General features: G+C 45.5%; 26 protein-coding genes and 1 tRNA gene. 5 read left to right on the forward strand and 22 right to left on the reverse strand.

Annotation, left to right across the window (positions count from 1 at the left end; all coding sequences use genetic code 11):
• The first annotated feature begins 151 nt into the window (after positions 1-151).
• Positions 152-1,339 carry an iron-containing alcohol dehydrogenase gene (locus Q0612_RS00795; protein ID WP_298879508.1) on the forward strand — a complete coding sequence of 396 codons (1,188 nt, stop codon included), beginning with the start codon at positions 152-154 and terminating at the stop codon, positions 1,337-1,339.
• Positions 1,340-1,450: 111 nt separating this feature from the next.
• Here the strand turns inward: Q0612_RS00795 and rpmA are convergent, their stop codons facing one another.
• The 6 genes from rpmA to Q0612_RS00825 all read right to left on the reverse strand — a co-directional run bounded on the left by rpmA (position 1,451) and on the right by Q0612_RS00825 (position 5,888).
• A complete protein-coding gene (rpmA, locus tag Q0612_RS00800) occupies positions 1,451-1,744 on the reverse strand; it encodes a 50S ribosomal protein L27 (RefSeq protein WP_021720615.1) in 294 nt (97 codons plus the stop codon).
• 5 nt (positions 1,745-1,749) lie between these two features.
• Positions 1,750-2,076, reverse strand: a complete 327-nt coding sequence (locus tag Q0612_RS00805) for a ribosomal-processing cysteine protease Prp (protein WP_293689802.1) — start codon at positions 2,074-2,076, stop codon at positions 1,750-1,752.
• Positions 2,077-2,081: 5 nt separating this feature from the next.
• Positions 2,082-2,393 carry a 50S ribosomal protein L21 gene (gene rplU, locus Q0612_RS00810; RefSeq protein ID WP_009145437.1) on the reverse strand — a complete coding sequence of 104 codons (312 nt, stop codon included), beginning with the start codon at positions 2,391-2,393 and terminating at the stop codon, positions 2,082-2,084.
• A gap of 129 nt (positions 2,394-2,522) precedes the next feature.
• Positions 2,523-3,938 carry an Rne/Rng family ribonuclease gene (locus tag Q0612_RS00815; RefSeq protein WP_298879513.1) on the reverse strand — a complete coding sequence of 472 codons (1,416 nt, stop codon included), beginning with the start codon at positions 3,936-3,938 and terminating at the stop codon, positions 2,523-2,525.
• 121 nt (positions 3,939-4,059) lie between these two features.
• On the reverse strand, positions 4,060-4,812 hold the full coding sequence (locus Q0612_RS00820; RefSeq protein ID WP_298879514.1) for an EFR1 family ferrodoxin: 753 nt from the start codon (positions 4,810-4,812) through the stop codon (positions 4,060-4,062).
• A 473-nt stretch (positions 4,813-5,285) separates the two neighbouring features.
• The gene (locus tag Q0612_RS00825) at positions 5,286-5,888 is read right to left on the reverse strand and encodes a Type 1 glutamine amidotransferase-like domain-containing protein (protein ID WP_147563796.1); all 603 of its coding nucleotides are present in this window, start codon (positions 5,886-5,888) and stop codon (positions 5,286-5,288) included.
• Between the two features lie 751 nt (positions 5,889-6,639).
• Between Q0612_RS00825 and Q0612_RS00830 the strand changes: the two genes are divergently transcribed.
• Entirely contained in the window at positions 6,640-6,936 is a 297-nt protein-coding gene (locus Q0612_RS00830) for a hypothetical protein (RefSeq protein ID WP_298879526.1), read from the forward strand.
• Here Q0612_RS00830 and guaA read toward each other — a convergent pair.
• Positions 6,920-8,473 (reverse strand): glutamine-hydrolyzing GMP synthase, encoded by a 1,554-nt coding sequence (gene guaA, locus Q0612_RS00835; protein WP_293813509.1) that lies wholly within the window; start codon positions 8,471-8,473, stop codon positions 6,920-6,922. The two genes, Q0612_RS00830 and guaA, sit on opposite strands and share 17 nt — an antisense overlap.
• A 377-nt stretch (positions 8,474-8,850) precedes the next feature.
• On the opposite strand from guaA, the gene Q0612_RS00840 reads away from it, so the two are divergent.
• Positions 8,851-10,134 (forward strand): dicarboxylate/amino acid:cation symporter, encoded by a 1,284-nt coding sequence (locus Q0612_RS00840; RefSeq protein WP_298879529.1) that lies wholly within the window; start codon positions 8,851-8,853, stop codon positions 10,132-10,134.
• Between the two features lie 102 nt (positions 10,135-10,236).
• Here the strand turns inward: Q0612_RS00840 and Q0612_RS00845 are convergent.
• The 15 genes from Q0612_RS00845 to Q0612_RS00915 all read right to left on the reverse strand — a co-directional run bounded on the left by Q0612_RS00845 (position 10,237) and on the right by Q0612_RS00915 (position 22,682).
• Positions 10,237-10,312: transfer RNA gene (locus Q0612_RS00845), tRNA-Thr, on the reverse strand.
• A gap of 76 nt (positions 10,313-10,388) precedes the next feature.
• The gene (locus Q0612_RS00850) at positions 10,389-11,192 is read right to left on the reverse strand and encodes an undecaprenyl-diphosphate phosphatase (protein WP_298879532.1); all 804 of its coding nucleotides are present in this window, start codon (positions 11,190-11,192) and stop codon (positions 10,389-10,391) included.
• A gap of 201 nt (positions 11,193-11,393) precedes the next feature.
• Complete coding sequence (locus Q0612_RS00855; RefSeq protein WP_293722834.1) at positions 11,394-12,488, reverse strand: 6-phosphofructokinase; 1,095 nt, start codon at positions 12,486-12,488, stop codon at positions 11,394-11,396.
• 23 nt (positions 12,489-12,511) lie between these two features.
• On the reverse strand, positions 12,512-12,976 hold the full coding sequence (gene brxF, locus Q0612_RS00860) for a BREX-3 system P-loop-containing protein BrxF (RefSeq protein ID WP_021720626.1): 465 nt from the start codon (positions 12,974-12,976) through the stop codon (positions 12,512-12,514).
• Between the two features lie 163 nt (positions 12,977-13,139).
• Complete coding sequence (gene sigH, locus Q0612_RS00865; protein ID WP_366517712.1) at positions 13,140-13,877, reverse strand: RNA polymerase sporulation sigma factor SigH; 738 nt, start codon at positions 13,875-13,877, stop codon at positions 13,140-13,142.
• Positions 13,878-13,984: 107 nt separating this feature from the next.
• Entirely contained in the window at positions 13,985-14,503 is a 519-nt protein-coding gene (locus Q0612_RS00870; RefSeq protein ID WP_293827987.1) for an NYN domain-containing protein, read from the reverse strand.
• 12 nt (positions 14,504-14,515) lie between these two features.
• Positions 14,516-15,262, reverse strand: coding sequence for a 23S rRNA (guanosine(2251)-2'-O)-methyltransferase RlmB (gene rlmB, locus Q0612_RS00875; RefSeq protein WP_298879543.1), 747 nt, complete (start codon positions 15,260-15,262; stop codon positions 14,516-14,518).
• Positions 15,263-15,271: 9 nt separating this feature from the next.
• The gene (thyX, locus tag Q0612_RS00880) at positions 15,272-15,973 is read right to left on the reverse strand and encodes an FAD-dependent thymidylate synthase (protein WP_298879546.1); all 702 of its coding nucleotides are present in this window, start codon (positions 15,971-15,973) and stop codon (positions 15,272-15,274) included.
• A 42-nt stretch (positions 15,974-16,015) separates the two neighbouring features.
• On the reverse strand, positions 16,016-16,483 hold the full coding sequence (locus Q0612_RS00885) for a Mini-ribonuclease 3 (RefSeq protein ID WP_298879548.1): 468 nt from the start codon (positions 16,481-16,483) through the stop codon (positions 16,016-16,018).
• Positions 16,483-17,931, reverse strand: a complete 1,449-nt coding sequence (cysS, locus tag Q0612_RS00890; protein ID WP_367181675.1) for a cysteine--tRNA ligase — start codon at positions 17,929-17,931, stop codon at positions 16,483-16,485. Before cysS ends, Q0612_RS00885 begins: the two co-directional genes overlap by 1 nt.
• Before the next feature lie 96 nt (positions 17,932-18,027).
• The gene (gltX, locus tag Q0612_RS00895) at positions 18,028-19,503 is read right to left on the reverse strand and encodes a glutamate--tRNA ligase (RefSeq protein ID WP_293827977.1); all 1,476 of its coding nucleotides are present in this window, start codon (positions 19,501-19,503) and stop codon (positions 18,028-18,030) included.
• A 133-nt stretch (positions 19,504-19,636) separates the two neighbouring features.
• Complete coding sequence (gene ispF / locus Q0612_RS00900) at positions 19,637-20,137, reverse strand: 2-C-methyl-D-erythritol 2,4-cyclodiphosphate synthase (RefSeq protein ID WP_298879554.1); 501 nt, start codon at positions 20,135-20,137, stop codon at positions 19,637-19,639.
• A complete protein-coding gene (ispD, locus tag Q0612_RS00905; protein WP_298879556.1) occupies positions 20,127-20,849 on the reverse strand; it encodes a 2-C-methyl-D-erythritol 4-phosphate cytidylyltransferase in 723 nt (240 codons plus the stop codon). Before ispD ends, ispF begins: the two co-directional genes overlap by 11 nt.
• A gap of 10 nt (positions 20,850-20,859) precedes the next feature.
• Positions 20,860-21,990 (reverse strand): PIN/TRAM domain-containing protein, encoded by a 1,131-nt coding sequence (locus Q0612_RS00910; protein ID WP_298879558.1) that lies wholly within the window; start codon positions 21,988-21,990, stop codon positions 20,860-20,862.
• Positions 21,991-22,196: 206 nt separating this feature from the next.
• Entirely contained in the window at positions 22,197-22,682 is a 486-nt protein-coding gene (locus Q0612_RS00915) for a CarD family transcriptional regulator (RefSeq protein ID WP_293827966.1), read from the reverse strand.
• 289 nt (positions 22,683-22,971) lie between these two features.
• Between Q0612_RS00915 and Q0612_RS00920 the strand changes: the two genes are divergently transcribed.
• Both Q0612_RS00920 and Q0612_RS00925 read left to right on the forward strand, forming a co-directional pair.
• Positions 22,972-23,778 carry an HAD-IIA family hydrolase gene (locus Q0612_RS00920; protein ID WP_298879561.1) on the forward strand — a complete coding sequence of 269 codons (807 nt, stop codon included), beginning with the start codon at positions 22,972-22,974 and terminating at the stop codon, positions 23,776-23,778.
• Positions 23,779-23,904: 126 nt separating this feature from the next.
• Positions 23,905-24,987, forward strand: coding sequence for a metallophosphoesterase (locus Q0612_RS00925; protein WP_298879563.1), 1,083 nt, complete (start codon positions 23,905-23,907; stop codon positions 24,985-24,987).
• The last annotated feature ends 105 nt before the right edge of the window (positions 24,988-25,092 follow it).

The following is a 25,092-nucleotide window of genomic DNA, read 5'->3' on the forward strand; positions in this document are numbered from 1 at the left end:
AAGCAAAGAACGAGAGATTTCTGATAGCCGTATTTCAGTCCTCTCCAGATTTGTTTTGAGAGAGACTGCCTACGACACTAGGCAGTCTTTTTTGTTATTATTCTATCGCATTTAGTCAATGCTAATTTATTACTCGCAAGGAGCTGATATTATGGATCATTTTCAGATTCACGCACCTACACAGATAATCTTCGGTAAAAATACCGAAAATGAAGCAGGTAAATGGTGTAAATATTACGGTGCCCACAAGGTACTCGTACACTTCGGCGGTCACAGCGCCAGGAAAAGCGGTCTGCTGGACCGCGTCTGCGCCAGCCTGCAGGACGCAGGGCTGGAATACGTACTGCTTGGAGGCGTTGTGCCTAATCCGCAGCTTTCCATGGTTAAGAAGGGCGTAGAGCTTTGCCGTGAGGAGAACGTTGATTTTATTCTCGCAGTCGGCGGCGGCAGTGTTATCGACAGTGCCAAGGGCATTGGCTACGGCCTGGCTAACCCTGGAGATGTTTGGGATTATTATGCTAAGAAAAAAGAGATTACCGCCTGCGCTCCGCTCGGCGCTGTGCTGACTATTGCGGCAGCAGGCAGCGAAATGAGCAACTGCAGCGTTATCACCAACGAAGACGGTATGCTCAAGCGTGGCCTTTCTACCGATTACGGCTACTGTAAATTCGCTATTATGAACCCTGAGCTTACCTATACGCTGCCTGCCTACCAGACAGCCAGCGGCTGCACTGATATCATGGTGCACACCCTGGAGCGTTATTTTACCGCTCCTGCCACACATCAGCTGGCACTAATCGACGGCATCGCCGAAACATTGCTGCGCAATGTTATGCGCTATGCTAAAATTGCACTCAAGGAGCCGGATAATTACGACGCCCGCGCCGAAATCATGTGGAGCGGTACCCTATCACACAACGAAACCACCGGTGACCGCACCTTCGGCGACTGGTCCTGCCACCAGCTGGAGCACGAGCTGAGCAGCATGTTCGGCGTTGCTCACGGCGCAGGCCTTGCAGCAGTATGGGGAAGTTGGGCACGCTATGTTTATAAAGAAAACATCGGCCGCTTTGCCCAGCTGGCAGCTAACGTTTTCCATATTCCCTACAACTTCCGCAATCCCGAAGCTACAGCTTTGGAAGGTATCGCTGCAATGGAAAGCTTCTTCCGTCATATCGGTATGCCTACCAGCATTCACGAACTGACAGGCAAGGACCTTACAGAAGAGGAAATCAAAGAGCTGGCATATAAATGCAGCTTCATGAATACGCGCACCATCGGCCAGTTTAAGGTGCTGACTATTGAAGATATGGAAAATATCTACCGCGCGGCAAAATAATCTGTTACTAAAACCAAAATGCTTCCCTTTGCGGGGAAGCATTTTTTCATCTAGTGCCGGAAATACAAAAAACTCCGTAACCCAAGGGTTACGGAGTAATTTTTATGAAGATTACATTGCTGCTTCTTCAACAGGATATACACTGATTTGGCGTTTGTCGCGGCCTTTGCGTTCAAATTTAACGCGACCTTCAACCTTAGCATAAATAGTGTAGTCCTTGCCCATGCCAACATTGTTGCCCGGATGGAATTTAGTACCACGTTGACGAACGATGATGCTGCCAGCGGTTACCAGCTGGGTGTCATGAGCTTTGGTACCCAGACGTTGTGCGTTAGAGTCACGACCGTTGTGGGAGCTACCAGTACCTTTTTTATGTGCATGTAATTGCAGAATAATTTCAAACATTACTTTCACCTCCTATGTTCTTGAATGCGAACATATTGCGGACACTGACGCGCTATTGATTCCACTCCATAAATCATGGTTTGCAATATAGCCTCTGTCAGGTCGGTAGGAGCACTGTTCAATGCTACCTCGAAGATTCCGTCCTCCTGATTAACGACATAGGACGGATTGAGTTTCAAATGTTTTTCCAAGCCAAGCAAGGGAGCCTGCGTCAGAGCGGAAACCGCGCTGCAGACAATGTCTGAGCCTTCTTCGCTGTAACCTGCATGACCACTGACCTTATAGCCGGTAATCATACCCTGCTTGTTCCTGAATAAATCAACACTTACCATAAAAATTATGCGTTAATAGCGGTGATTTCAACAGTAGTGAACGGTTGACGATGACCTTGACGTTTACGGTAGTTGGATTTAGCTTTGTATTTGAAAACGAAAATTTTGTCTGCTTTGCCGTGTTCAACAACTTTAGCAACAACTTTTGCACCTTCAACTACGGGCTTGCCAATCTTAACATCAGCATCATTTACAACGGTCAGAACTTCTTCAAAAACTACTTCAGCGCCAACTTCTGCGTTCAGTTTTTCAACTTGCAGAGTTTCGCCTTCGCTTACGCGGTATTGTTTGCCACCGGTTTTGATAATTGCGTACATCTATTGCACCTCCCTTAATGATAGACTCGCCAAATACGGTACCCTGACGCCAGGGATTTTCAGAACCTCTCTGCGCGGTTGGGGACGGACCAAATCAGTCCATACTGGAATATTTTACCTTAATGTCTGCTATTTGTCAACACCACTGTTGTCTAAAATCATAAAACTTTCTACATGCAGGGAAGCATCTGCCTCAACCTTCAAGGTGCAGGCCAATTCCCGTTCCCAGGCACGCAAATCCTTGCTTACAAGCCACTCTGCCAGCCAGGGATTAGCGGTAATCAAAAGATTCTTTGAGCTGCTGCGGCGCTTAAGTAAGGTACGCAGACGACGCTTAATTTCCAAAGAAAGATTTTCTCTGCTCTGCACACGTCCGCTGCCGTTGCATACCGGGCAGGGAGTATATAATACACTTGATAAATTCTGACGCGATTTTTTGCGGGTAATCTCCACCAAATTCAGCACCGTGATATCCTGCACCTTAGGATGCATTTTATCACCCTTCAGCGCCTGCTGCAGAGAGTTCATAATCTCTCTTTTGTGATTATCGGTATGCATATCAATAAAATCTACTACGATAATGCCGCCTATATCACGTAAACGCAGCTGACGCGCAATCTCCAACGCCGCCTCACGGTTAATCTGCATAATCGTTTCTTCCAGATTTTCACGACCGCTGAACTTACCGCTGTTAACGTCAATAACCGTCATCGCCTCAGTGTGGTCGATAACAAGGTAACCGCCGCTCGGCAACGTCACCTGTCTGTCGCTTATGCCGGCAACTGCTTCTCCCTGCTTGTGATATTCAAAGATATCCTCCAGTCCCTGATACAATGTCACCCTGATATCTTGTGCCTGCGGCATCTCGGTCAGCAGCTCTTCTACACGCTTATAAATCGGCAGATTATCAATCACAATCTCCGTCAGCTCCGGACGCAGATAGTCGCGCACAATACGGATAGGCAGATCAAGCTCACGCCTCAGCAGACAAGGAGCCTTCGCTACACGCTCACGTGCCGCCAACACCTTCCAGTCAGCCGCCAGCTCCTGCACATCGCGCTCCAAAAGCTCACGCGCAACACCGGTTGCCGCCGTGCGCACCACAATTCCCATACCTGCAGGACGCACGCCCTCGCAAATCGTATTCAGACGCTCGCGCTCCTCCTTATCGGTAATCTTACGCGAAATGCCCACATAATCCGCCTGCGGCAGCAACACCACATAGCGTCCTGGCAAGGTAATTTCGCGGGTAGCAGTAGGTCCCTTAGTACCGCGTGCATCCTTAGATATCTGCACTATCAGGCTTTGTCCTTCTGTAACATTCTTTTTATTGCCCAGATACAGAAATGCATTTTGCTCCAGGCCGATATCAACAAAGGCAGCCTGAATGCCACGGACTACATTGCAGACCTTGCCTTTAAATATACTGCCTACAAGATGCTGCTCTTCCTTGCGCTCTACCAGATATTCCATCAATATTCCGTTTTCCAGCAACCCCATACGGGTTTCGTCTTCGTTGGCGCTTATAATTATTTTAGCTATCATCGCTACTCTCCGCTCTTAAATAATCATGATATTATATTGTAGCATAAATTGCGCCTGCTGGCAAAAGCAACGGCATTTCTGTATGTTAAAAAGCCGTTAAAGCGCATATAAGCAAAAGCTCTTAGAAAAACACCTCATTCTTGTTTCTGACATCCTTGAATGCAGCAAGCATGTTATCGGTTTTTTGCTGCAATGGTAGCGGAAGAATTCTTGCCTGCTTCGGACATGCATGAACACAGGCCATGCAAAGAATACATTTTGCTGTATCCGTAGCCATCTTTCCGTCCTCATTTGCTATAGCATCCGTCGGGCAGATTTTTGCGCATGCACCGCACGCTGTGCAGAATGGCAGCGAAAGCGGCGCTGCCGCCACATTCATCCCCGGTTTATAGGGGCGATTGCCCGGAACATGAACATTTTCTGCGGAAGTACTGCGTTTCACAGCTTCGGCAAATGTACGGATTTCTTTTATATCCTCCGCATCCGGTCTGCCTGCGCCAACCTCCGGCACAATAGAATGCTGCGCCACAAATGCTGCAGACGCTATTACCGTAAAGCCGCCTTGAATCAGAATGTCATTCATCTCCAGCAAAGCATCTTCATAGGCCCTGTTACCATAAACAGCGATGGTTACTGCCTGCTTTCCCTCACCGGCAAGCGTTTTTATTTTTTCGCGCACGACAGAAGGAATTCGTCCGGCAAATACAGGTGCTGCAACAATAATCAGCTCACCCTGCGGTTGCTCCGTCGGCGTTTGCTTATCTCCCAAATCATGCCATACTGCCTCTTTGCCTACGGCAGCGGCAAAAATATCGCTTACCTTCTTCGTTCCTCCCGTGGGACTGAAATAATAAACCTCCATTTTATCTGACATTTTTCGTCCTCCTTTGCTTTGTGCATACATATAATAATTTATCTGCAGCTGCTTTATCAAACACTTTTCCTCTTGGGCAATCTTAATATTATTGTAAAGCAAAAAGCAGGATATGACCAGCGTATAAATATGTACAAACGCAAAAATCCCTTAGCTATGAGTTTTCTACCCACAGCTAAGGGATTAGTTTTTACTATTTCCCAACAGATGTTGCAGGCTTCACAGACCTAGAAGAAACACCGGAAGAACGAGCAGAATATTTTGAGAAACGATATAAGGGCTTATCGCCGGAACAGCATGCCAAACTGAAAGCATTTGACAAAGAAACCGAAGAACTATGGCTTGAACAAGCCGATGAAAGCATTAAAGAGAATATCCCAAAAGCAATGCATGTAAAATTTAAACACATCGCTTTTGGGATTTGAATAAGTCAAGTCCACTTTTATTTGGTTCAACAAACTGGAATTTTCAAATTAGTCTTTGCAAATAACCTTTGAACCTTCACCATCAATTACAATTCCCTGACGGTTGTTAATTGGGCATAGATTCAAATCCGAAAATTCAGTCATTATTTTCTCGGTAACTTTCTTAAATGGTGCTGTAAGATAATGCGGAAGAACATAGAAATCAATCAAATCAAGCCCTGCATCATCTTCTTGTGAGTAGTCCTCCGGCTTTTCATCCATTTGTTCAATATATTGGATAGTTGGAGCGCATATAATCGCACCTGCCGATTCACCGATCATCAGTTTTCCCTTTGCCAATTCTTTCTTCAACAGCTCATCCGTTCCCGTTTTACGGAGCTGGTCCATAAGGAAGAAAGAATTTCCGCCGGTAAAATATATCACATCCGCATCTTCAAAAACAGACTGTATCGTTGAATAAGCCTCCGTTGAAATATCAATTTCCGTTACGGCTGCTCCCAGTTTATTGAATAGCTTTCGAGCCGAGCCGACATAACCGGTATAGCCTTCACGCAGCGAAGCTGTGGGAATAAATGCGACTTTCTTGTTATCAATTTCTTCTTTTATCAAACTTCCTACACTTGAAAAGTGCGAACATAAAAACAGTTTCATCCATATCCTCCTTAATAAATTCCGATTTGTCAATTTTATTTTATCATATTTCATCATCGTATTTCAACTGCACGTTCTATCAGTATAGTGAACTCTCCTTTCAAAACTTCCTCACCGTGAGGACATTACAAAATTGCTTGTCAGCGATTTATTTTTTGTTGCACTGTTTGTGAGATAATCGTTTTGCCGTTTTGCAAAATGTTATGGCTGGTGGTATCAGGGGCAGTTCCCCATTGTAGCGGCTAACAAGTGGGAAAATGGCACGAGTGTATATAATTTCCCCATGCTTGCTAATAATGTTGACCTACAGATTTTCGGTGTCAAGTAATGTATGAAGCTGCGATTTCCACGCCATAATATTTTCAATTCCTTTTTCCAAAACATAGGATTCTTTTTGGCGTTTTCGTTCCAAAAATTTATTCCAATAATAGTTCTTTTGTAAATCATTGATGTACTCTTATACTGTACCCATAGTACTTGACAGTCAAAAAGAGAGATTTTCCAAAGTCTTGACACTGAAAAAAAGGAGCTTTTCAAAACTCTTGACAAAAAGAAAAAGCCAAATATTAGTATCACCTCTTTTCAAAACATTCATTTAGAAACCATTGGAGAAGTTGCACATTATCTATTTGCTATCTCCAAAGTTGGCAAAGTTCAGTTTCATGGTAACAAAGATGCTGATGGAAAATTTGACATAAATACTCTGAGCATATCCTTTGATTCTCCTGTATTTAAGCATTTTCTAAAGGAATTGGCAGATAGTAAAGTAATCATCGACCATTTAAGAGATGAAGCTCAATTTTCTCCAGATGAAACGACAAAAGCATTTTTACTTAACCGTGCTGATGAAATTGAGCAAGAATTGGAACTCCGAATGGTTGATTTTCAAATGCTCATACAAAGTGCAAAAAATAAGGAGCCTTATCGGCTCCTTGCTTGTTTATTCGTTGCATTTTCCTCAAACTGCAAGCATTTTGCAAGCACAAAGCCCAGAAACCTTCGATTTATAAGGCTTCTGGGCTTTATTAATATTATTCGAACTCAATAGTCGCAGGCGGTTTGGTGGTATAGTCAAAGAGTACGCGGTTGATGTGCTTAACCTCATTAACGATACGATTAGCCGCAGTAGTAATAGTTGCCGGCGGCAGCATGGTTACTTCTGCAGTCATGAAGTCGGTAGTAGTTACCGCACGCAGAGCGATAGCATAATCATAGGTACGCTCGTCACCCATAACGCCGACGCTGCGCATATTGGTCAGAGCTGCAAAATACTGACTCGGACGCTCGCTCATCGGCAGCTTGTCTACCTCTTCGCGATAAATTGCATCTGCATCCTGTACGATAGCAACCTTTTCCGGAGTTACATCGCCGATAATGCGGATTGCCAGACCGGGTCCCGGGAACGGCTGACGTGCTACCAGATTTTCCGGCAGGCCAAGCTCACGGCCAGATTGACGAACCTCATCCTTGAACAGGTCGCGCAGAGGCTCAACAATTTCCTTGAAATCAACAAAGTCAGGCAGGCCGCCAACATTGTGATGACTCTTGATGGTTGCAGATTCACCGCCGAGGCCGCTTTCTACAACGTCAGGATAAATGGTGCCCTGTGCCAGATAGTCAACAGCGCCGATTTTCTTAGCTTCTTCTTCGAATACGCGAATAAACTCTTCGCCGATAATTTTACGTTTGCCTTCAGGAGCAGTTACGCCAGCCAGCTTGCTGTAGAAGCGTTCGCGTGCGTCAACGCAGATGAAGTTGATATCGAACTGACCGCCTTCACCGAAAACAGCGCAAACCTCTTCACGCTCGTTTTTGCGCAGCAGACCGTGATCTACAAATACGCAGGTAAGCTGCTTGCCGATAGCCTTAGCCAGCATAGCAGCACAAACGCTGGAATCAACACCGCCGGACAGAGCGCACAGAACCTTGCCGTCACCAATTCTTTCTTTCAGCTCAGCAACAGTCTGCTCTACGAAGGAATCCATTTTCCAGGTTCCTGCACAGCCGCAAACATTGTAAACAAAGTTGCTCAGCATCTTGGTGCCGTTTTCGGTATGCAGAACCTCGGGATGGAATTGTACACAATACAATTTACGTGCTTCATCCTCAGCAGCAGCAACCGGGCAGTTCGGAGTGCTTGCAACAATCTTGAAGCCAGGAGCTGCAGTTTCGATATAATCGTTATGGCTCATCCAGCATACGTTTTTCTCAGACAGGCCAGCAAACATCGGGCTGGTGGTGTCAAGATCAACAACAGTTTTGCCGTATTCGCGCTCGGGAGCTACGCATACATGACCGCCGAGCATATGCATCATCAGCTGGCTGCCGTAGCAAATGCCCAGAACAGGCACGCCCCAGGTATAGATTTCCGGATCAATAGTAGGAGAATCCTCCAGATAAGCGCTGTTAGGACCACCGGTAAAAATAATACCCTTCGGATTTTTAGCCTTAATTGCTTCCAGGCTATGCTTATAGGATACGATTTCGCAGTACACACCGCTTTCACGTACGCGTCTTGCGATTAACTGGTTATACTGCCCGCCGAAGTCAATTACGAGCACCATTTCTTGTGCATTATTTTGCATCAATCCTTCACTCTCCTTCAAAAATAAACATGCTGCTTATATAGCAGTTATGTAAAAAATTATACGTTTTTAATATACTATAGATTACCATAAACGGCATGAAAATGCAATGAAAATGCTATTTCAGCGTCATAACGTCTTGTTCTGACCTAAGTATACATCCTACTGCTCTTAAAACGTGCTTTGCTGCAATAAATAACAGTAAGCCTAAATACAAACATCCCATATTCAAATATCATTAATGACTGCTAAATTGAAATTTACAAATCTTTCAGAAAATGCTATAATATTCTTTAGGTATGCCACAAAGCAACCTAGGGAGTATTGGCTGACAGAAATTCTAAAAATCTGACAGCACCTATTTTAGGAGGGATATAATGCAGCAAAATGCAGATGTGAAGGATTTAGCACAAAAAGTGATAAATCAAAACAAATCACAAAACAACAAAAGTCAATTTATTATCTGGATGGGCGCACTGGTAGTCGGTGCCATTCTCGGTTATTTAGGAATCAAACCCCTGAATGACTTGTTCAACTTCATCGCTACCGTTTACACACGCCTCTTCCAATTTATCGCCGTACCTACCATTGCTTTAGCCGTAATTACTACATTGGCTGCTTTGGGAAGCAAAAAAGAAACCGGTCAGATTTTTGGTCACGCTGTAGTTTACACCTTTTTGACTACTGTTTGTGCAGCAGGCATCGGTCTTGCTATTTACCTTTGGGTAGCTCCCGGCAACCTGCCGGCAGAAATTGTTGGCAGCGGCATGTCCAATGTACCGCAAAATCTTGGCAAGTTAAGCTACTATGACCACATTTTAAATGTTATTCCTAACAACATGCTGCAGCCGTTCCTCGCAGGCAACGTGCTTTCCGTAATGCTGATTGCTGCTGCTATGGGTTTAGGTCTGGCATTTATGCCTAAAACCGAAAACAGAGAAGCTCTGCTGAAAGCAGTATTAGGCTTCCAGGAGCTGCTGTTCACTCTTATTAAAGCGTTGCTGTTCGTACTGCCTCTCGGTATTCTGGCATTCGCAGGTCAGCTTTCCGCACAGATTGAAGCCGGCGTAATCGTTGGCGCTCTGGGCAAATATACTCTGGTTATCATGGCCAGCAACTGTGTACAGTTCTTCATCGTTCTGCCTATCTTCCTGCTTGCAAGAGGCCTGAACCCGATTGATGTATTCAAGAAAATGTCTCCGGCAGTCGCTGTTGCACTGTTCACCAAGAGCTCCGCAGGCACCCTGCCTGTAACTATGGCGTCCGCTGAACAAAACATGAAGGTTAACAAAGCTGTTTCCCGCTTTGTACTGCCTATCTGCACCACCATCAACATGAACGGCTGCGCTGCCTTCATTTTGATCACTTCCATTTTCGTTATGCAGAATGCAGGCTTTGAGCTGTCCATGACCACCATGCTTACCTGGCTGCTGGTATCTGTACTGGCTGCTGTTGGTAACGCAGGCGTACCGATGGGCTGCTACTTCCTCACCCTGTCTCTGATGAGCGGCATTGGCGCTCCTATCGGTATCATGGGTATCATCCTGCCGATTTACACCATCATCGATATGGTTGAAACCGCTGAAAACGTTTGGTCCGACTCCTGCGTTTGCGCAATGACCGACCACGATCTCAAAGGAAAAATTGCTGAAGAAGAATAAGCTGTAAAGCAAATAACTGCTAATTCGCTGTGAATTAGCAGTTATTTTTTTACAGGAAAAACAAAAACGCCGCCAGATAAACATCTGACGGCGAAAATTCATTGGAGCTGGCAATAGGAATCGAACCCACAACCTGCTGATTACAAATCAGCTGCTCTGCCAATTGAGCTATGCCAGCACAAAATTCTTTTATTATTATAAAGGATAAAGCCTGTTTTGTCAATACTTTCGCAAACAAAGATTTTAGAGCAGGCTTACATGTAGAAATACCAGTAGGTTACACCGGCCAGCAGTATTCTATAAACGGCAAAGCTGGTCAGCTTGGAATTCTGCAAAAATTTCAGGAACCATAATACCGAAATATAAGCAACGATAAACGACACAACGAAGCCTATTGCCAATACCTGCAGATCACCTGCAGAAAGATACTGAAGGTTTCTGATCAGATCATAAATACAGGCCACAAACATCAGCGGCACAGCAATTACAAAGGTATAATTTGCTGCGGCACTGCGAGTAAGACCAACCAAAAGACCACCGGCAATAGTGCTGCCGCTGCGGGAAAAACCAGGCCACAGGGAAAGGAATTGATAAATGCCAACCCATACTGCCTGACGGATAGAAATTTTATCAACATCATCAACAAGTTCAGCCTCACGGCCTTTAGTTCTATATTCCGCAAACATCAGCAGCAGACCGCCCAGGAAAAGGCCTATTGCTACCGTAAAAGGAGAAAACAGATACTCCTTGATATAGTGATACAGAAAGAAGGCTACCAGCATAACAGGCACGATACCGGCAGCTACGTGCCAGACAGAAAGCCCCTTGTTGATATCCCAGCCATCTTTAGTAAAGAATCTGGCAAAACGCTCTTTATAAATAAAAACAACAGATAAGATAGCGCCCAACTGTACAAACACATCAAAAACATCTGCCAGCTGTCCTTCAAATCCTAATACATGACCGACAATAATCATATGACCGGTAGAAGAAACCGGCAAAAATTCAGTCAGACCTTCAACAATACCCACAATAACGGCAATTAAATTTAAGTCCATGATTTACTCCCTTTCGCAAACACTAAGCCTTTTTATTATACTCTGAATCGCGCTTAACTGCAATTAAATCTCACTATTTTTTAAAATTTTTCACACTTCTTAAAGCTTCCTGATAAAAAACAGAGGATGGCGCTAACACCATCCTCTGTAATGTAAAATTCTTATCTTAATCTGGGGTTAAATCTATTAATCAAGTTTAAATTAATCGCCAAAGCACAATCCCAGCTGGCGTCCTGTGCGAATTATTTCGCTGTCTACAGGAACCTGACGCGGTTTGGAAGCAGCCTTTTGAATAAAGACGGTAACAATCTGATCATGATATAAGGATACCATAACATTATATTCACGTCTCAGGCAAGCCTCCGCCGCTGCCACGCCATAACGCGTCGACAGTACACGGTCAAACGCTGTAGGCGAACCACCACGCTGCAAATAACCTAATACAGTGCAACGCGATTCAATGCCAGTTTGCTCTTCAATGGCCTGCGCCACCTTTTCGCCTGCACCGCCAAGGCGGATTGGCTCAAAGCTGCCCTCAACCATACGTGCAATTGACATCTCGCCACCTTCAGGACGTGCTCCCTCAGCAACAACTACAATACTGAAATTCTTGCCGGCAGCCTTACGTGCCTGAATCTTAGCAATCACCGGTTCCAGCTTATAAGGAATTTCCGGTAGCAAAATAACGTCAGCACCGCCGGCAATACCACTGTGCAAAGCAATCCAGCCAGCATAGCGGCCCATGACCTCCAGCACCATAACACGGTGATGCGATTCAGCTGTAGTATGCAACCTGTCAAGCGCTTCTGTAGCCATCGCCATAGCAGTGTCAAAGCCGAAGGTACGCTCCGTGCAAGGCAAATCGTTATCAATAGTCTTAGGCACACCAACAACCTTAATATCGCATTCACGCGCCAGCTCAGCACCAATATTCAGGCTACCGTCGCCGCCGATAACAACCAAGGCCTCTATATCGTATTTGCGCAGGTTTTCAACAACCTTTTCGCGCATATCCTTATATACAAGCTCACCATTTTCTTCAACAGCAAAATGGAAGGGATTATCACGGTTCGTAGTGCCTAAAATTGTTCCGCCACGCGGCAAAATGCCGGATACTGCAGCATAATCCATTAATTTCAGATTATCGTTTATCAGACCATTAAAGCCATTGAGTACGCCATAAACCTCACAATCGTTCTGCAGGAAGGTTTTTACAACTGCACGTATTACAGCGTTTAATCCCGGGCAGTCACCTCCGCCGGTCAAAACAGCAAAGCGACGTTTTTTCTGCTCCATATCAAGCCTCCGCTTATTAACTATTAACCTTCTACGTTCCAGATCTTAAAGCCATCGGGGCTGATACGGATAGCTTCAGTGCCATCAAATTTGTCATAGCACAGGTTACCGTTATCAATGTATCCGGGCCATGCGGTTACGATGGTAAACTTTTTGCTCAGTTTACGCATCAGGCTGTCAGTGTTGATGTGGAATACGGGTACAAACAAGGTCTGCAGTCTGTCAAGGATGATAACATCAGCATTATAGCTTGCCAGAATGTCCGCAAACATATCCGGAGCATACAAACCTCTGTCAGCAGCCGGAATAGCCAAAAACTCTTCGCTGATCAGCATACGGCAGTCAACGTAGGTCCATTTTTGAGATTCTGCAGCTTCACGTAAAACTTTGCTCTTGCCACTGCCCGGTTTACCGGTAACAATAACAACATTTCCTTTGTCGGCCTGAGCCTCTGCTACAACCTTCACTAATTCTTCAACTTGATTCATTTGAAAAACCTCCTCTAACACCGAAGTGTCAATTTTGCTTTACTAACTTGTTAATATATCTATTCGCTGTACTTGCGTAAAATCCTCTTAATAAAAAAACACCATTCTGAAAATTTCAAAATGATGTATATTTTTGTTACAGTTTTATCAATTATCCGCAGTTTCAGGAATTTTTATTCTTAAAACGCTCATACGGATCAATCGCCAGCAGTCCGCTGTAAACTGTACGCAGGTCAGTAATGTCTCCTTTGCTGATGATATATTTTTCAAGTTTACGCTTTACACGCTGCAGCGCATTATCAATAGATTTGATATGACGCCCCAGCTCAGCAGCAATTTCCTGATAGGATTTGCCATCAAGATAGCTCATCAGAACCTTCCATTCCAGGTCACTGAGAATTTCATTCATCTTGCTCTCAATATCGCTGAATTCCTCACGGCTGATAATCATATCCTCCGGATTAGCAACCTTAACACCACTGATGACATCCAGCAATGTACGGTCACTGTCCTCCTCGTAAATCGGCTTGTTAAGCGATACATAGGAGTTGAGAGGAATATGCTTCTGTCTGGTAGCAGTTTTTATCGCTGTAATAATCTGCCTTGTTACACACAACTCAGCAAACGCGCGGAACGAAGCCTGCTTGTCAGCACGGAAATCACGAATAGCCTTATACAGACCAATCATGCCTTCCTGAATGATGTCTTCGCGCTCTGCACCTATTAAAAAATAGCTGCGAGCCTTAGCTCTGACGAAGTTTCTGTATTTATGCAGCAGATATTCCTGTGCTAAAACATTATCATGCTGCTGTGATTCTAAAACGATTTCCTCATCAGTCATTTTTGCAAAAGCGTCATTAGGATCGTTTTGCATTACAGTATCTGTAGCCATCAATAGCATATCCTCCGTCTATTTATCTATCTGCCACTGTCTTGCAAAACAGTTATCGCAAATTTTTCATAACAAAAGCGTTAGTATTTTTATTATATCCCGAGCAGTGCTTTACGTCAACTTTTATCCCGGCGCAATTTTTCCAAATGCGCCAGCACATGACCGCTCACCCTGCCACCAAGCTCGTTTCTGTTTAAGGCGCGTCTGGGGACAGCCAGACGATTGGCAATTTCCTTTTTAGCCTTATAATACTGCTCGCGGAATTCTCGGGAGGAAATACGGTAGGCACCTGCTCCCAAAATATTAATCTGCTCAGCATAGTCACTGGTGACAACAAAAACCTTGGCCTGTACGTGCCGCAGCTCATAAGTACGTCGTTCAATCCAGGAATCTGCTGTTTCACCTTCATTAGTAAACACAACATCAATGCCATGAATCTTTTCGGATGCGGCAACGCCTGCCACCTCCTGCGCATCAAAAACTACAATGGCACGATACCCCTTAAAGGCAGCATATTCTGCCACACCCGCTACCAAAAGCTCGCGTGCATGCTCCAGGTTTTCCTGGCGGAGTTGGGCAAAATCCTTCCAGGCGTTAATTACATTATACCCATCAATTATCAGATATTCGCCCATGCCTTCACCTCTTTAGAATTGATGTCGTTGACGCACTACCTCGTACATCAGAACAGCACCTGCTGCTGATGCATTCAGTGAATTAACGCCGCCATTCATCGGAATGCTGACAACATCATCACATTTTTGTTTAACCAGTCGGCCTAAGCCTCTGCCTTCAGCGCCAATCACCAGTACAATCGGCCCGGTCATATTGGCGGCATAAAAATCAACGCCATCCATATCAGCGCCCACAACCCAGCAGCCACGCTGCTTAAGCTCTTCGATGGTCTGGGCAATATTGCCGATCTGTACAACCGGTACATATTCCACCGCACCAGCTGAAATTTTGGCAACAACAGCGTTGAGCGGACAGCTGCGACGACGCGGCATCAATACACCATGTACGCCTGCAGCGTCAGCACTGCGGATAAGCGCACCCACGTTCTGCGGATCCTGCAGCTCATCAAGCAACAGAATAAATGGCTCTTCATTTTTTTCAGCTGCACGGGCAAATACATCGTCCAGAGTGCGGAAAGCAATTGGTGCAGCTAAAGCTGCTACGCCCTGATGACGCAGGCCCTTAGCCAGTTTATCCAGCTTTTCGGCCTTTACAGTCTCTACAGGCACGCCCTTTTCCTTAGCCAAGGCAATGATTTCGCCCAGGCTACCGCCATGAGCACCTTCCTGCAAAAGTATTTTGTTTATTGAGCGCTGGCTGCGCAAGGCTTCACTAACCGCATTACGTCCAGCTATTAAATCACTATTCTGCTCAGCCATAGTTTCTCCTTACTGCTTTTGCTCTGCCTTGGCTTTTGCTGCCAAGATTGCCTGCAGACGGCCACAGGACATAGCGCCCTCGTGACATACGCCCTCAGATACACAGGTAGGACCTGCATTTTCAAAAATAACAGGCGCTACCTCCTGGCATTGGCGCAGCATCTCATTAGCCAACGCACGGATTTCCCATTGTGCACGGGTGCAGCAGCGCAGGCTGAAGAAGTTCAGCAGAGAACGCGCATTAAACGTGCAGACAATCTTCGTTTCTGTTGCGTTAGGCAAAATATAACGGGCATCCTCAGCTGGAATACCCAGCGCGATAAACTCGTCATACATTTCCTGAATCTCAGCCATCAGCTTGTCAAACTTTGCCTTAGCTGCAGGCTTGGAGGCAATAGAAGCGGGCACGATTGTTTCAAAATCATGCTCCTTAACGTAACGCTGAGATTGCTGGGAATAAGAAGCAATGCGGTGACGCACCAATTGATGTGTCAAAACGCGGGATACGCCTTCGATAGCAAAGGTAAAGGTAACATGCTCCAGGGTAGACAAATGCCCCATGCTTACCAGCTTACGTACCAGCTTCGCTGCCTGCTCGTCGCTGATTTTTTCTTCCAGCTGGGCAGCACCAATCGGAGAATAGCACAGACGTGCACTCATCGCCACAGTGCGCTCCGGCTCCGGCGTATGACGTACTAATTTTACCATCATCGTTATCATCTCCTCTCTTTTCAACGGACAAATAGAGGGGTATTATTTTTTGTGATTTTCCTGCATATATTTACTAATAATATCAAAGGAAAGATCCATAACCTCCTGCAGGCGCTCCTCACGTTCTTCGAGGAAGAGCCAGCCCAAAAGTGCTTCAAAGGCTGTTGCCATACGGTATTCATGTACGGAGGCACTTTTCGGCACCATCGACTTGGCATTGCGTCCGCGACGGAAAATAACGCTTTCCTCCTCGCTCAGGCTCGCCTCCAGCTGCTGCATTGCCTGACATTGGCACACTGCAGAAACCATCTTGGAACCGATATCATGCACAATGCGTACATGCTTGGAGTTCGGCAAAAGGCGCAGACGTACATACATAGAAAATACTACGTCGCCGATATATGCCAGTAATATAGGATTTATTTCCTTAGTGGCAGGAAAAGGAGCACCGGCAGCCGCACAGGCTGCCAGGGCATGCTCCTTTAGCATTTTGTATTGTTCAAATTTCATTATTGCTTAGACCATTTTACGCCTTGCGGAGTATCCTGCAGCACAATGCCGATTTCATTCAGCTTGTTGCGCAGCTCATCTGCCAATGCGTAATTTTTGTTTTTACGTGCATTCTGACGCATAGCAATAAGCATTTCCACCAGCTCGGCTTCCTTGCTGTCGCCTGCTTTCTCTGCAGCCGGAGCAGCAGTTTTTTCCAGAACACCTATAATAGAGCAGGTTTCTGCAAAAACATCGTTGAACATAGCAACCAGCTTGCCGTCCGGTTTAATGCCGGCATCAACAACTGCCTTGTGGTAAATGTTGATTTCCTTAGCCAGAGCAAACATATGGCTGATAGCCAGCGCAGTGTTGAAGTCATCGCGCATAGCCTCCATAAATGCTTCACGCAGCTCCTTAACCTTCTCGCGCAGTGCCAGGCTTTCGGCAGTCGGGCCTGCGCTCAGCATTTCGCTCAGCTCGCCCAAGGTTTCCTGTGCCTGACGCAGACGAGCAAGGCTCTTTTGTGCTTCGGTAAGACGTGCATCGCTGAAGTCCAGCGGGCTGCGGTAATGCGTAGAAACGATGAAGAAACGCAGTGTTTCCGGGTCGTAATGCTCTAAGATATCAATAACCATGAAGAAGTTACCCAGAGATTTGGACATTTTTTCTTCGTTAACGGTAATAAAGCCGTTGTGCAGCCAGTAATGTACGAAAGGATGAATGCCGGTGCAGCCTTCGGACTGGGCAATCTCGTTTTCATGATGCGGGAAAATCAAATCGCTGCCGCCGCCATGGAAGTCAAAGGTTTCGCCCAGATATTTCATGCTCATGGTAGAGCATTCAATATGCCAGCCGGGACGACCAGGTCCCCAAGGACTTTCCCATGCAGGCTCGCCCGGTTTAGCAGATTTCCACAGTGCAAAATCCATCGGATTACGCTTGCGGTCGTCAACGTCTACACGTGCGCCAGCCAGCATATCCTCCAGATTACGGCCGGAAAGCTGACCATAGTATTTAAATTTTTCTACGCTATAGAAAACGTCACCATCAACAACATAGCCATAGCCATTATCAATCAGGCATTGCACGGTAGCGATGATATCATTGATATGCTCGGATACACGCGGATAAACATGTGCACGACGTACATTAAGCTTATCCATTACTTCGAAGTAGGAATCAATATAGCGATTGCAGATATCATACCATTGTACGCCTTCTTTATTGGCAGTGTTGATAATCTTGTCATCAACATCAGTAAAGTTCTGTACATGGGTTACATCATAGCCTTCGTGCTCCAGGAAACGGCGGATAACGTCCCAGGTTACGAACGGACGCGCATTACCAACATGCGGATGATTGTACGGAGTAACACCGCAAACATAGATGTTGGCTTTGCCAGGATGAATAGGTACGAATTCTTCTTTTTGTTTGGTTAAGGTGTTATATACTTTAATGCTCATAATAACTATTCCTTTGCAAAAATTCTCTGAGCGACGAGAAGGCTTTAGATGCAAGCAACGCCGTTACGAAGCAGAAGAAGCCTTATCGTCGGTCATCAATCAAAGATTTACGCCTGCTTTTGCCAAGCTGGATTTAATACGTTTTGCAGTACGCTCAACGCCCAGCAGCGGAACCATTGCTGCCAGCTCAGGACCATGTTGGTTGCCGGTCAGAGCGACACGAATCGGCATGAATACATCCTTGCCCTTCAGCTTAGTTGCTTTCTGAATCTGCTTGAACAGAGCTTTAACTGCAGCATTGTCCAGGTTTTCTACCTTTGGCAGCTCTTCCAGCAGCATATTGATAACGGTCGGTACAGTTTCAGCCTTCAGGACTGCTTCTGCTTCCTCGTTTTCAAAATCGAATTCATCATTGAAGTACATTTCTACGCATTCAGGAATCTGTGCAGCATAAGAAATGTGCTCCTGTGCGGTTGCTACAACGCGTTTCAGCCAAGCCAGCTTCTCGCCTTCTTCTTCGCCAGTCATGTAGCCTGCAGCAATCATATGCGGTTTAGCAGCTTCAAAGAATGCTTCCGCATCCAGCTGACGCATATAGTGCTGGTTAATCCAGTTCAGCTTGTCGATATCGAAAACAGCGGGGTTCTTGGCAACGCGGTCCATGCTGAATTCGTGAATCAGCTCGTCCATGCTGAAGATTTCCTGCTCGCTGTTCGGAGCCCAACCCAAAAGTGCCAGGAAGTTGTTGATAGCTTCCGGCAGGTAGCCCAGCTGACGATATTGGTCAACACTGGTAGCGCCGTGACGCTTGCTCATTTTGGTGTGGTCCTTGCCCAGAATCAGGGAAATGTGACCGAAGGTCGGTTGCTTAAAGCCCAGTGCATCATAAACAAGGCATTGACGCGGAGTGTTGGACAGATGCTCTTCTGCGCGGATTACGTGGGTAATATGCATCAGCGCATCGTCGATAACTACAGCATAGTTATAGGTCGGGATGCCGTCAGATTTAACGATAACGAAATCACCGATATTATTGGAATCAAAAACTACATCGCCACGAACCATGTCGCGAACGAGAATCTGCTGGTCGGCAGGAACACGGAAGCGAACGGTCGGTTTGCGGCCTTCAGCTTTGAACTGAGCAATCTGCTCTTCGGTCAGATGGCGGCATTTGCCCATGTAACGCGGCATTTTGCCTTCTTTAATCAGGCTCTGGCGTTCTTCCTCCAGCTCCTCATCGGTGCAGTAGCAATAGTAAGCCTTACCTTCAGCCAGCAGCTTGTCAGTATATTTTTTGTAGATGTCAAGACGTTCCATCTGATGGTACGGGCCATTCGGTCCGCCAACATCAACGCCCTCATCCCAGTCCATACCCAGCCACTTCAAAGCAGCCTTGATGTTTTCCTCGGATTCCGGGGTAGAACGCTCACGGTCAGTATCCTCGATACGCAGAATCAGCTTGCCGCCGGTTTTGCGAGCCAGCAGATAGTTGAACAGCGCACTGCGCGCACCACCGATATGGAACGGGCCAGTCGGACTCGGCGCAAATCTTACTCTAACTTCATCATTACACATTGATATATCCCTCCAAATTTATCTATTAACATTAGATTTACCAAAAAAGCACAATCACTCCGGCTCCGGCTAAAATAAATTTCCTTCCGCCGGTATATCCAACCAGATTACACTTATCAGTCTAATTATTATATCACATCTTGACAATGCTCGCCACAGCTTCAGCGGCAATACCTTCGCCTCTTCCTGTAAAACCGAGCTTTTCTGTTGTTGTCGCCTTAATATTTACTACCGACTCAGTAACATCCAAGACCTTGGCAACATTAGTACGCATTGCGGCAATATAGCCTGCTAGCTTCGGGCGTTGGGCAATAATCGTCACATCCACGTTATTAACCTGCCAGCCTTCCTCCTGCAAGAGCTTTTTGACATGCAGCGTCAGCTGCATGCTGTCTGCACCCTTAAAGCGTTCATCCGTATCAGGGAAGTGCTTGCCGATATCGCCCATAGCGGCAGCGCCCAAAAGCGCATCCATCAGCGCATGCAAAGCTACATCTGCATCACTGTGTCCTAAAAGGCCTTTTTCATAGGGCACATCAACACCACAGATGATTAATTTACGGTCTTCTACCAGCTTATGTACATCATAGCCACAGCCAATGCGAAACTGCGGCAGCATAATCTTATTTTCCATTTTCCTGCTCCTGTTGTGCCAGCAGATTTTCTGCAAAGAGCAAATCCTCCGGCGTGGTAATTTTAATATTTTCGTAGCGCCCCAGCGCTGTCGCTACCTTATGTCCCATCAGCTCTACTACCGAAGCATCGTCGGTAACAGCAGCGGGATATGCCGCCAGCTGCGCGTAAGCCTGTTTCAACAGTTCCGCTGTAAAAATCTGCGGTGTCTGTACTGCCATCAGCGTACTGCGCTCAGGCGTAGCAGTTACAATACCGTCGGTGCCGACAACCTTGATGGTATCCTTCACCGGAACGGCAGCAATTGCGGCGCCATGCACCTTAGCAGCCGCTAAGGTGCGTTCAAAAACAGCGCGTCCCGCAAAGGGACGCGCGCCATCGTGTACAGCGATATAACAGTCAGTTTCTTCCACTGTCGCCAGCGCATTGGCAACACTATCCTGACGCTCCTTGCCACCGGCTACCACGCAAAACGGCAACGTCTTAAAATACGCCTCCTGATAACCGGCTAAAAGCTCCTGGCCTTCGGCCACCTCCTGCGGCGCCAGCACGACAACAGCACGCTTCACAAATCCTGTTATAGCCAGCATATGCAGACAGTGCACCAGCAGCGGTGCACCGTTCAGCATAGCAAAGGCCTTATTAATTCCCAGCCCCAAACGCTTACCTGCGCCTGCAGCCGGAACAATTACAATAAGTTCATCCTTGCCCATCTCAAAGCTCCTATTTTGTTTTGGCGAAAATCATTCTTCCGGCAGATGTCTGCAGTACACTGGTTACCACAACAATCGCACTGTGACCAATAGAGTGACGTCCGTTTTCTACGACAATCATAGTGCCATCATCAAGATAAGCAACAGCTTGTCCCTGCTCCTTGCCTTCCTTAACCAGAAAGACATTCATTTCCTCGCCTGCAACAACTACCGGTTTAATGGCATTCGCCAGCTCATTGATATTCAATACCTTAACGCCCTGGATACCGGCAACCTTATTCAGGTTATAATCATTAGTAATGATGTCAGCATTAGCCTGTCTTGCCAAACGTACCAGCTTAGCATCCACGCCATCCAGATCATCGTAATCATTATCTACAACCAGAATACGATTCTTGTAGCTTATTTGCAAATCATGCACCAAATCCAGACCACGACGCCCTTTGGCGCGCTTCATATTATCCGAAGAATCCGCCAGCTTCTGCAGCTCCTCCAACACAAAATTCGGCACTACCAGCTGACCGTCCAAAAAGCCTGCAGCCATAATATCCATAACACGTCCGTCAATAATGACGCTGGTATCAAGCAATTTATTGCTGCTGTAAAGACGGTCCCCCAAAGGGCCCTCCAATACGCTCTTTGTTTCATCGACAGGCTTTACGGATTTACGCGTAGGAATGCGGTTAAAAAACTCCACAATATCATTATGCTTACGCAAAGCCAGCTTAGCACCGACAACCGAAAGTACAAGGCTTAGTACGATGGGAATAAACGGTCCGATAACCGGCAGTCTGGAAAAAGGACTGCCTATCAGATTTGCTAAAATCAGACCGATGCCGATACCGAAAATCATTACCAGAATATCACTGGTAGGTACGCCGGAGAGAGAAACCGTCAGACGTTCAGCGTAATTGAACAGCCATTTTGTAATAAACGGTGCCAATACTAAGCCAAGCCAGGAAGATATAAAAAGACCTGGTAAGGTCAGTATCATGGTAGCAAAGGTAATTCCCATTAAGCCATTGCCGTGTAAATCATAGCCCAAGTAATTTGATAAAAACGGTAAAGATAAATTTGTTAGTATGAGTCCGGTTACAATAATAATTAACGATATGCTCAAGCTAATAATTTTTCTCAGCATTGCATTTTCTCCTTTCTTTAAAATTTGCTTCATAGTAGTTCTTGTTACTACTATATCAATTATATAATACAGCTATAGTCGTCAAAATACAAGTAAATAACTTTTTTTAATATGACATTAATGAAAAAAACGTCTAAAAAAATTGCAAAAAACCGTTTTAAAGCGGTTGGCAATGCAACAGCCTTAAAACGGTCTATATATCATATTCAAATACAGCAGCTATCTAACCATTTGCCTGCTCTTTCTGCATCCAGATCCCTGATCAGCATAACCTCACTTTGCAAAATCTGCTTCGTGCTATGCAGCAAACGACGCTCACCTACTGATATTTTTTTGCTGCGCTCTAAAATAGTCAGGATTTTAAAGATTCTTGCAACCTCAGCAACGCTGCCGCTTTTTATTTTCTGCATATACAGCTGAAAGCGCCGATTCCAGGAAATTGCTTTTACCGACTGCACATCCGGCACTTCTTGCAGTACATTGGCAATTGTATTCAAGGTTTCTTCGTCACCGATGTAACGGAGTCCTAATTTTTCGGCATTCTCGACCGGTACTGCTACTGTCATATTTTCAAAAAGCATTTGTAAAATATAGTATTCTACCTTCTCGCCATCCTGCATATGTGCTTCTATATCCTTAACAATAGCACCGCCATGGATAGGATACACAACTCTGTCACCTGTTGCAAACATCTTCAACCCTCCTAAAAATTAATCCTTATGAATATATTGTAGCACGCCCCTTCTTTATTGTCAAAAATATTTTATTTTATCACTATATCACTAATATGTCAACCTCTAACTATGATATAGCACTAACTTCAGAATTCTTTTAACATTTAGCGATAAAAAAGCACTCAAAAAAATAATATTTTACAAACTATTAACTAATTCTTGTTTCTGCTGTCATTGCAGCTCTTGCAAAAGACGTTTTTTTCTTGCATAATATAAGTGTCTAAAACAAAAAAGGAAGTATAAAATTATGGATAACAACGAAAAACATGAATTACTATTAACGCAGCTGCGTACCAAAAAAGGTTTTATCTGCGATATGGATGGTGTTATCTATCACGGAAATAACCTGCTGCCGGGAGTAAAAGAATTTGTCAACTGGCTGTACGAGGAAAAAAAGAGCTTTTTATTTTTGACTAACGCCAGTGAACGCAGTCCCAAGGAGCTGCAGCAAAAGCTTTTGCGTCTGGGGCTTGATGTTGATGAAAGTCATTTTTATACCAGTGCTCTTGCCACTGCCAAATTCATCCATTCACAGGCACCTGGCTGCAGCGCCTATGTTATCGGTGGCCCCGGCCTGGTAAATGCACTTTATGATGCCGGTATCACCATGAATGATGTTAATCCGGACTATGTTGTCGTCGGAGAAACCAATTCTTATAACTACAATATGATTCTCAAGGCAGTAAGCCTTATTAACCAGGGAGCACGCCTGATTGCCACCAACAGTGACCTTACAGGACCGTCTGATTTCGGTATCATCCCCGCCTGCCGCGCACTGGTCGCACCTATTGAGCTTGCTACCGGCAAAAAGGCCTACTTTGTCGGCAAGCCTAATCCGCTGATGATGCGCACAGGACTGCGTCTGTTAGACGTACATTCTGAGGATGCTGCCATGATAGGCGACCGTATGGATACGGATATTGTTGCCGGCATGGAAAGCGGCTTGATGACTGCACTTGTCCTTAGTGGTGTAAGCACACCTGAGAACATTAATGAATTCTCCTACCGCCCATCCATCATCTTAAACGGCGTCGGTGCTATTCCAAGCAAATAACACTCTGCAATAAGGACTGTCTTCAGCGGCAGTCCTTTTTTCTTTGCTTTGCTCTTGACTTAAAGCGTACTCTAACATATATAATATAAACAGAAGATTAATATACAAAGGAGCTTTAGTGACAAGATGCGAATTTTTCTTTTCGTCGGTACTATTGATGCTCTCATGAGTATCATCGGTTATATGTATTATCGCCACAACCTGCCCTTCGGACGTACGCTGGCCTTTGGGCTTCTATATCTTTTTATGGCACTTGGTACTGCTATCAGCGTTATGCTGCCACAGGGAACACCGCATTTCCTGCTCAAACTGACAGCATGGATTGAGGGCCTTTGGATTGCCTTTTGTTACTATACGCTTCTGTTGGCAATCCTGCACCTTCTCTGTTGGCTTATAAGCAAACTCGCCAACCGGAATTTGCCTTCAGCAAAAATAAGTATTATCGGTCTTGCCTTTATCTGCTGCTTCATTGCTTGGGGCAGCTATCGCGCCTTTCATCCCACGGTACGTACAGAACTGCTGGTAACAGAAAAACTGCCGCACAATACACATTATAGAATAGTCTTTCTCACCGACCTGCATATGGGAAGAATACTCGGCCATGACTACGCAGAATGTCTGGCAGCACGCATCAACGAGCAAAAGCCAGACTTTGTTGTAGTCAGCGGCGATATGCTTGATGAGCGCATCTTTTACGTAGAAGAGGAGGATACGCTTGCCGCTTTGGCACAGATTAAAGCGCCTGTCTATATGGCCTTCGGTAACCATGATTACCTCGATAAACCGCTGCGCTGGCAGCAAATGCTTACAGAAAAAGGCTTTCATATCCTACGCAACAACGACACTATAATCGATAGCAAAATTAAAATAACAGGCATTGATGATTATAGCAAGAACCGTACCAATGATCAGCTTATAAGACTGGCAGATAAAAATAAGGAATACTACAGCATTCTGCTTGACCATCAGCCTCGCCGTATGGATGCAGCAGCTGATGCGGGGTATGATCTTTATCTGGCTGGTCATACGCATACAGGCCAGCTTTTCCCTAATCGTCTTGTGACGAAAAAAATGTACAAGCTGGATTATGGACGTACAAACTTTGGTAATCTGACCGCCATCACCAATAACGGCTACGGCTTTTGGGGACCACCTGTTCGTACAGAGGTTGCTCCGGAAATGGTTGTACTCGAACTTCAAGGAAAATAGCTTTTTCTAGTCTAGTTCTTCCAAAGTAAAAAAACGGCAGACTATGCTGCCGATCGAGTAGGAGACTGCTCATTATTTGAGCAGTCGACCTCTCACACCACCGTG

This window comes from uncultured Phascolarctobacterium sp., assembly GCF_937920985.1.
GTDB lineage: Bacteria > Bacillota > Negativicutes > Acidaminococcales > Acidaminococcaceae > Phascolarctobacterium_A.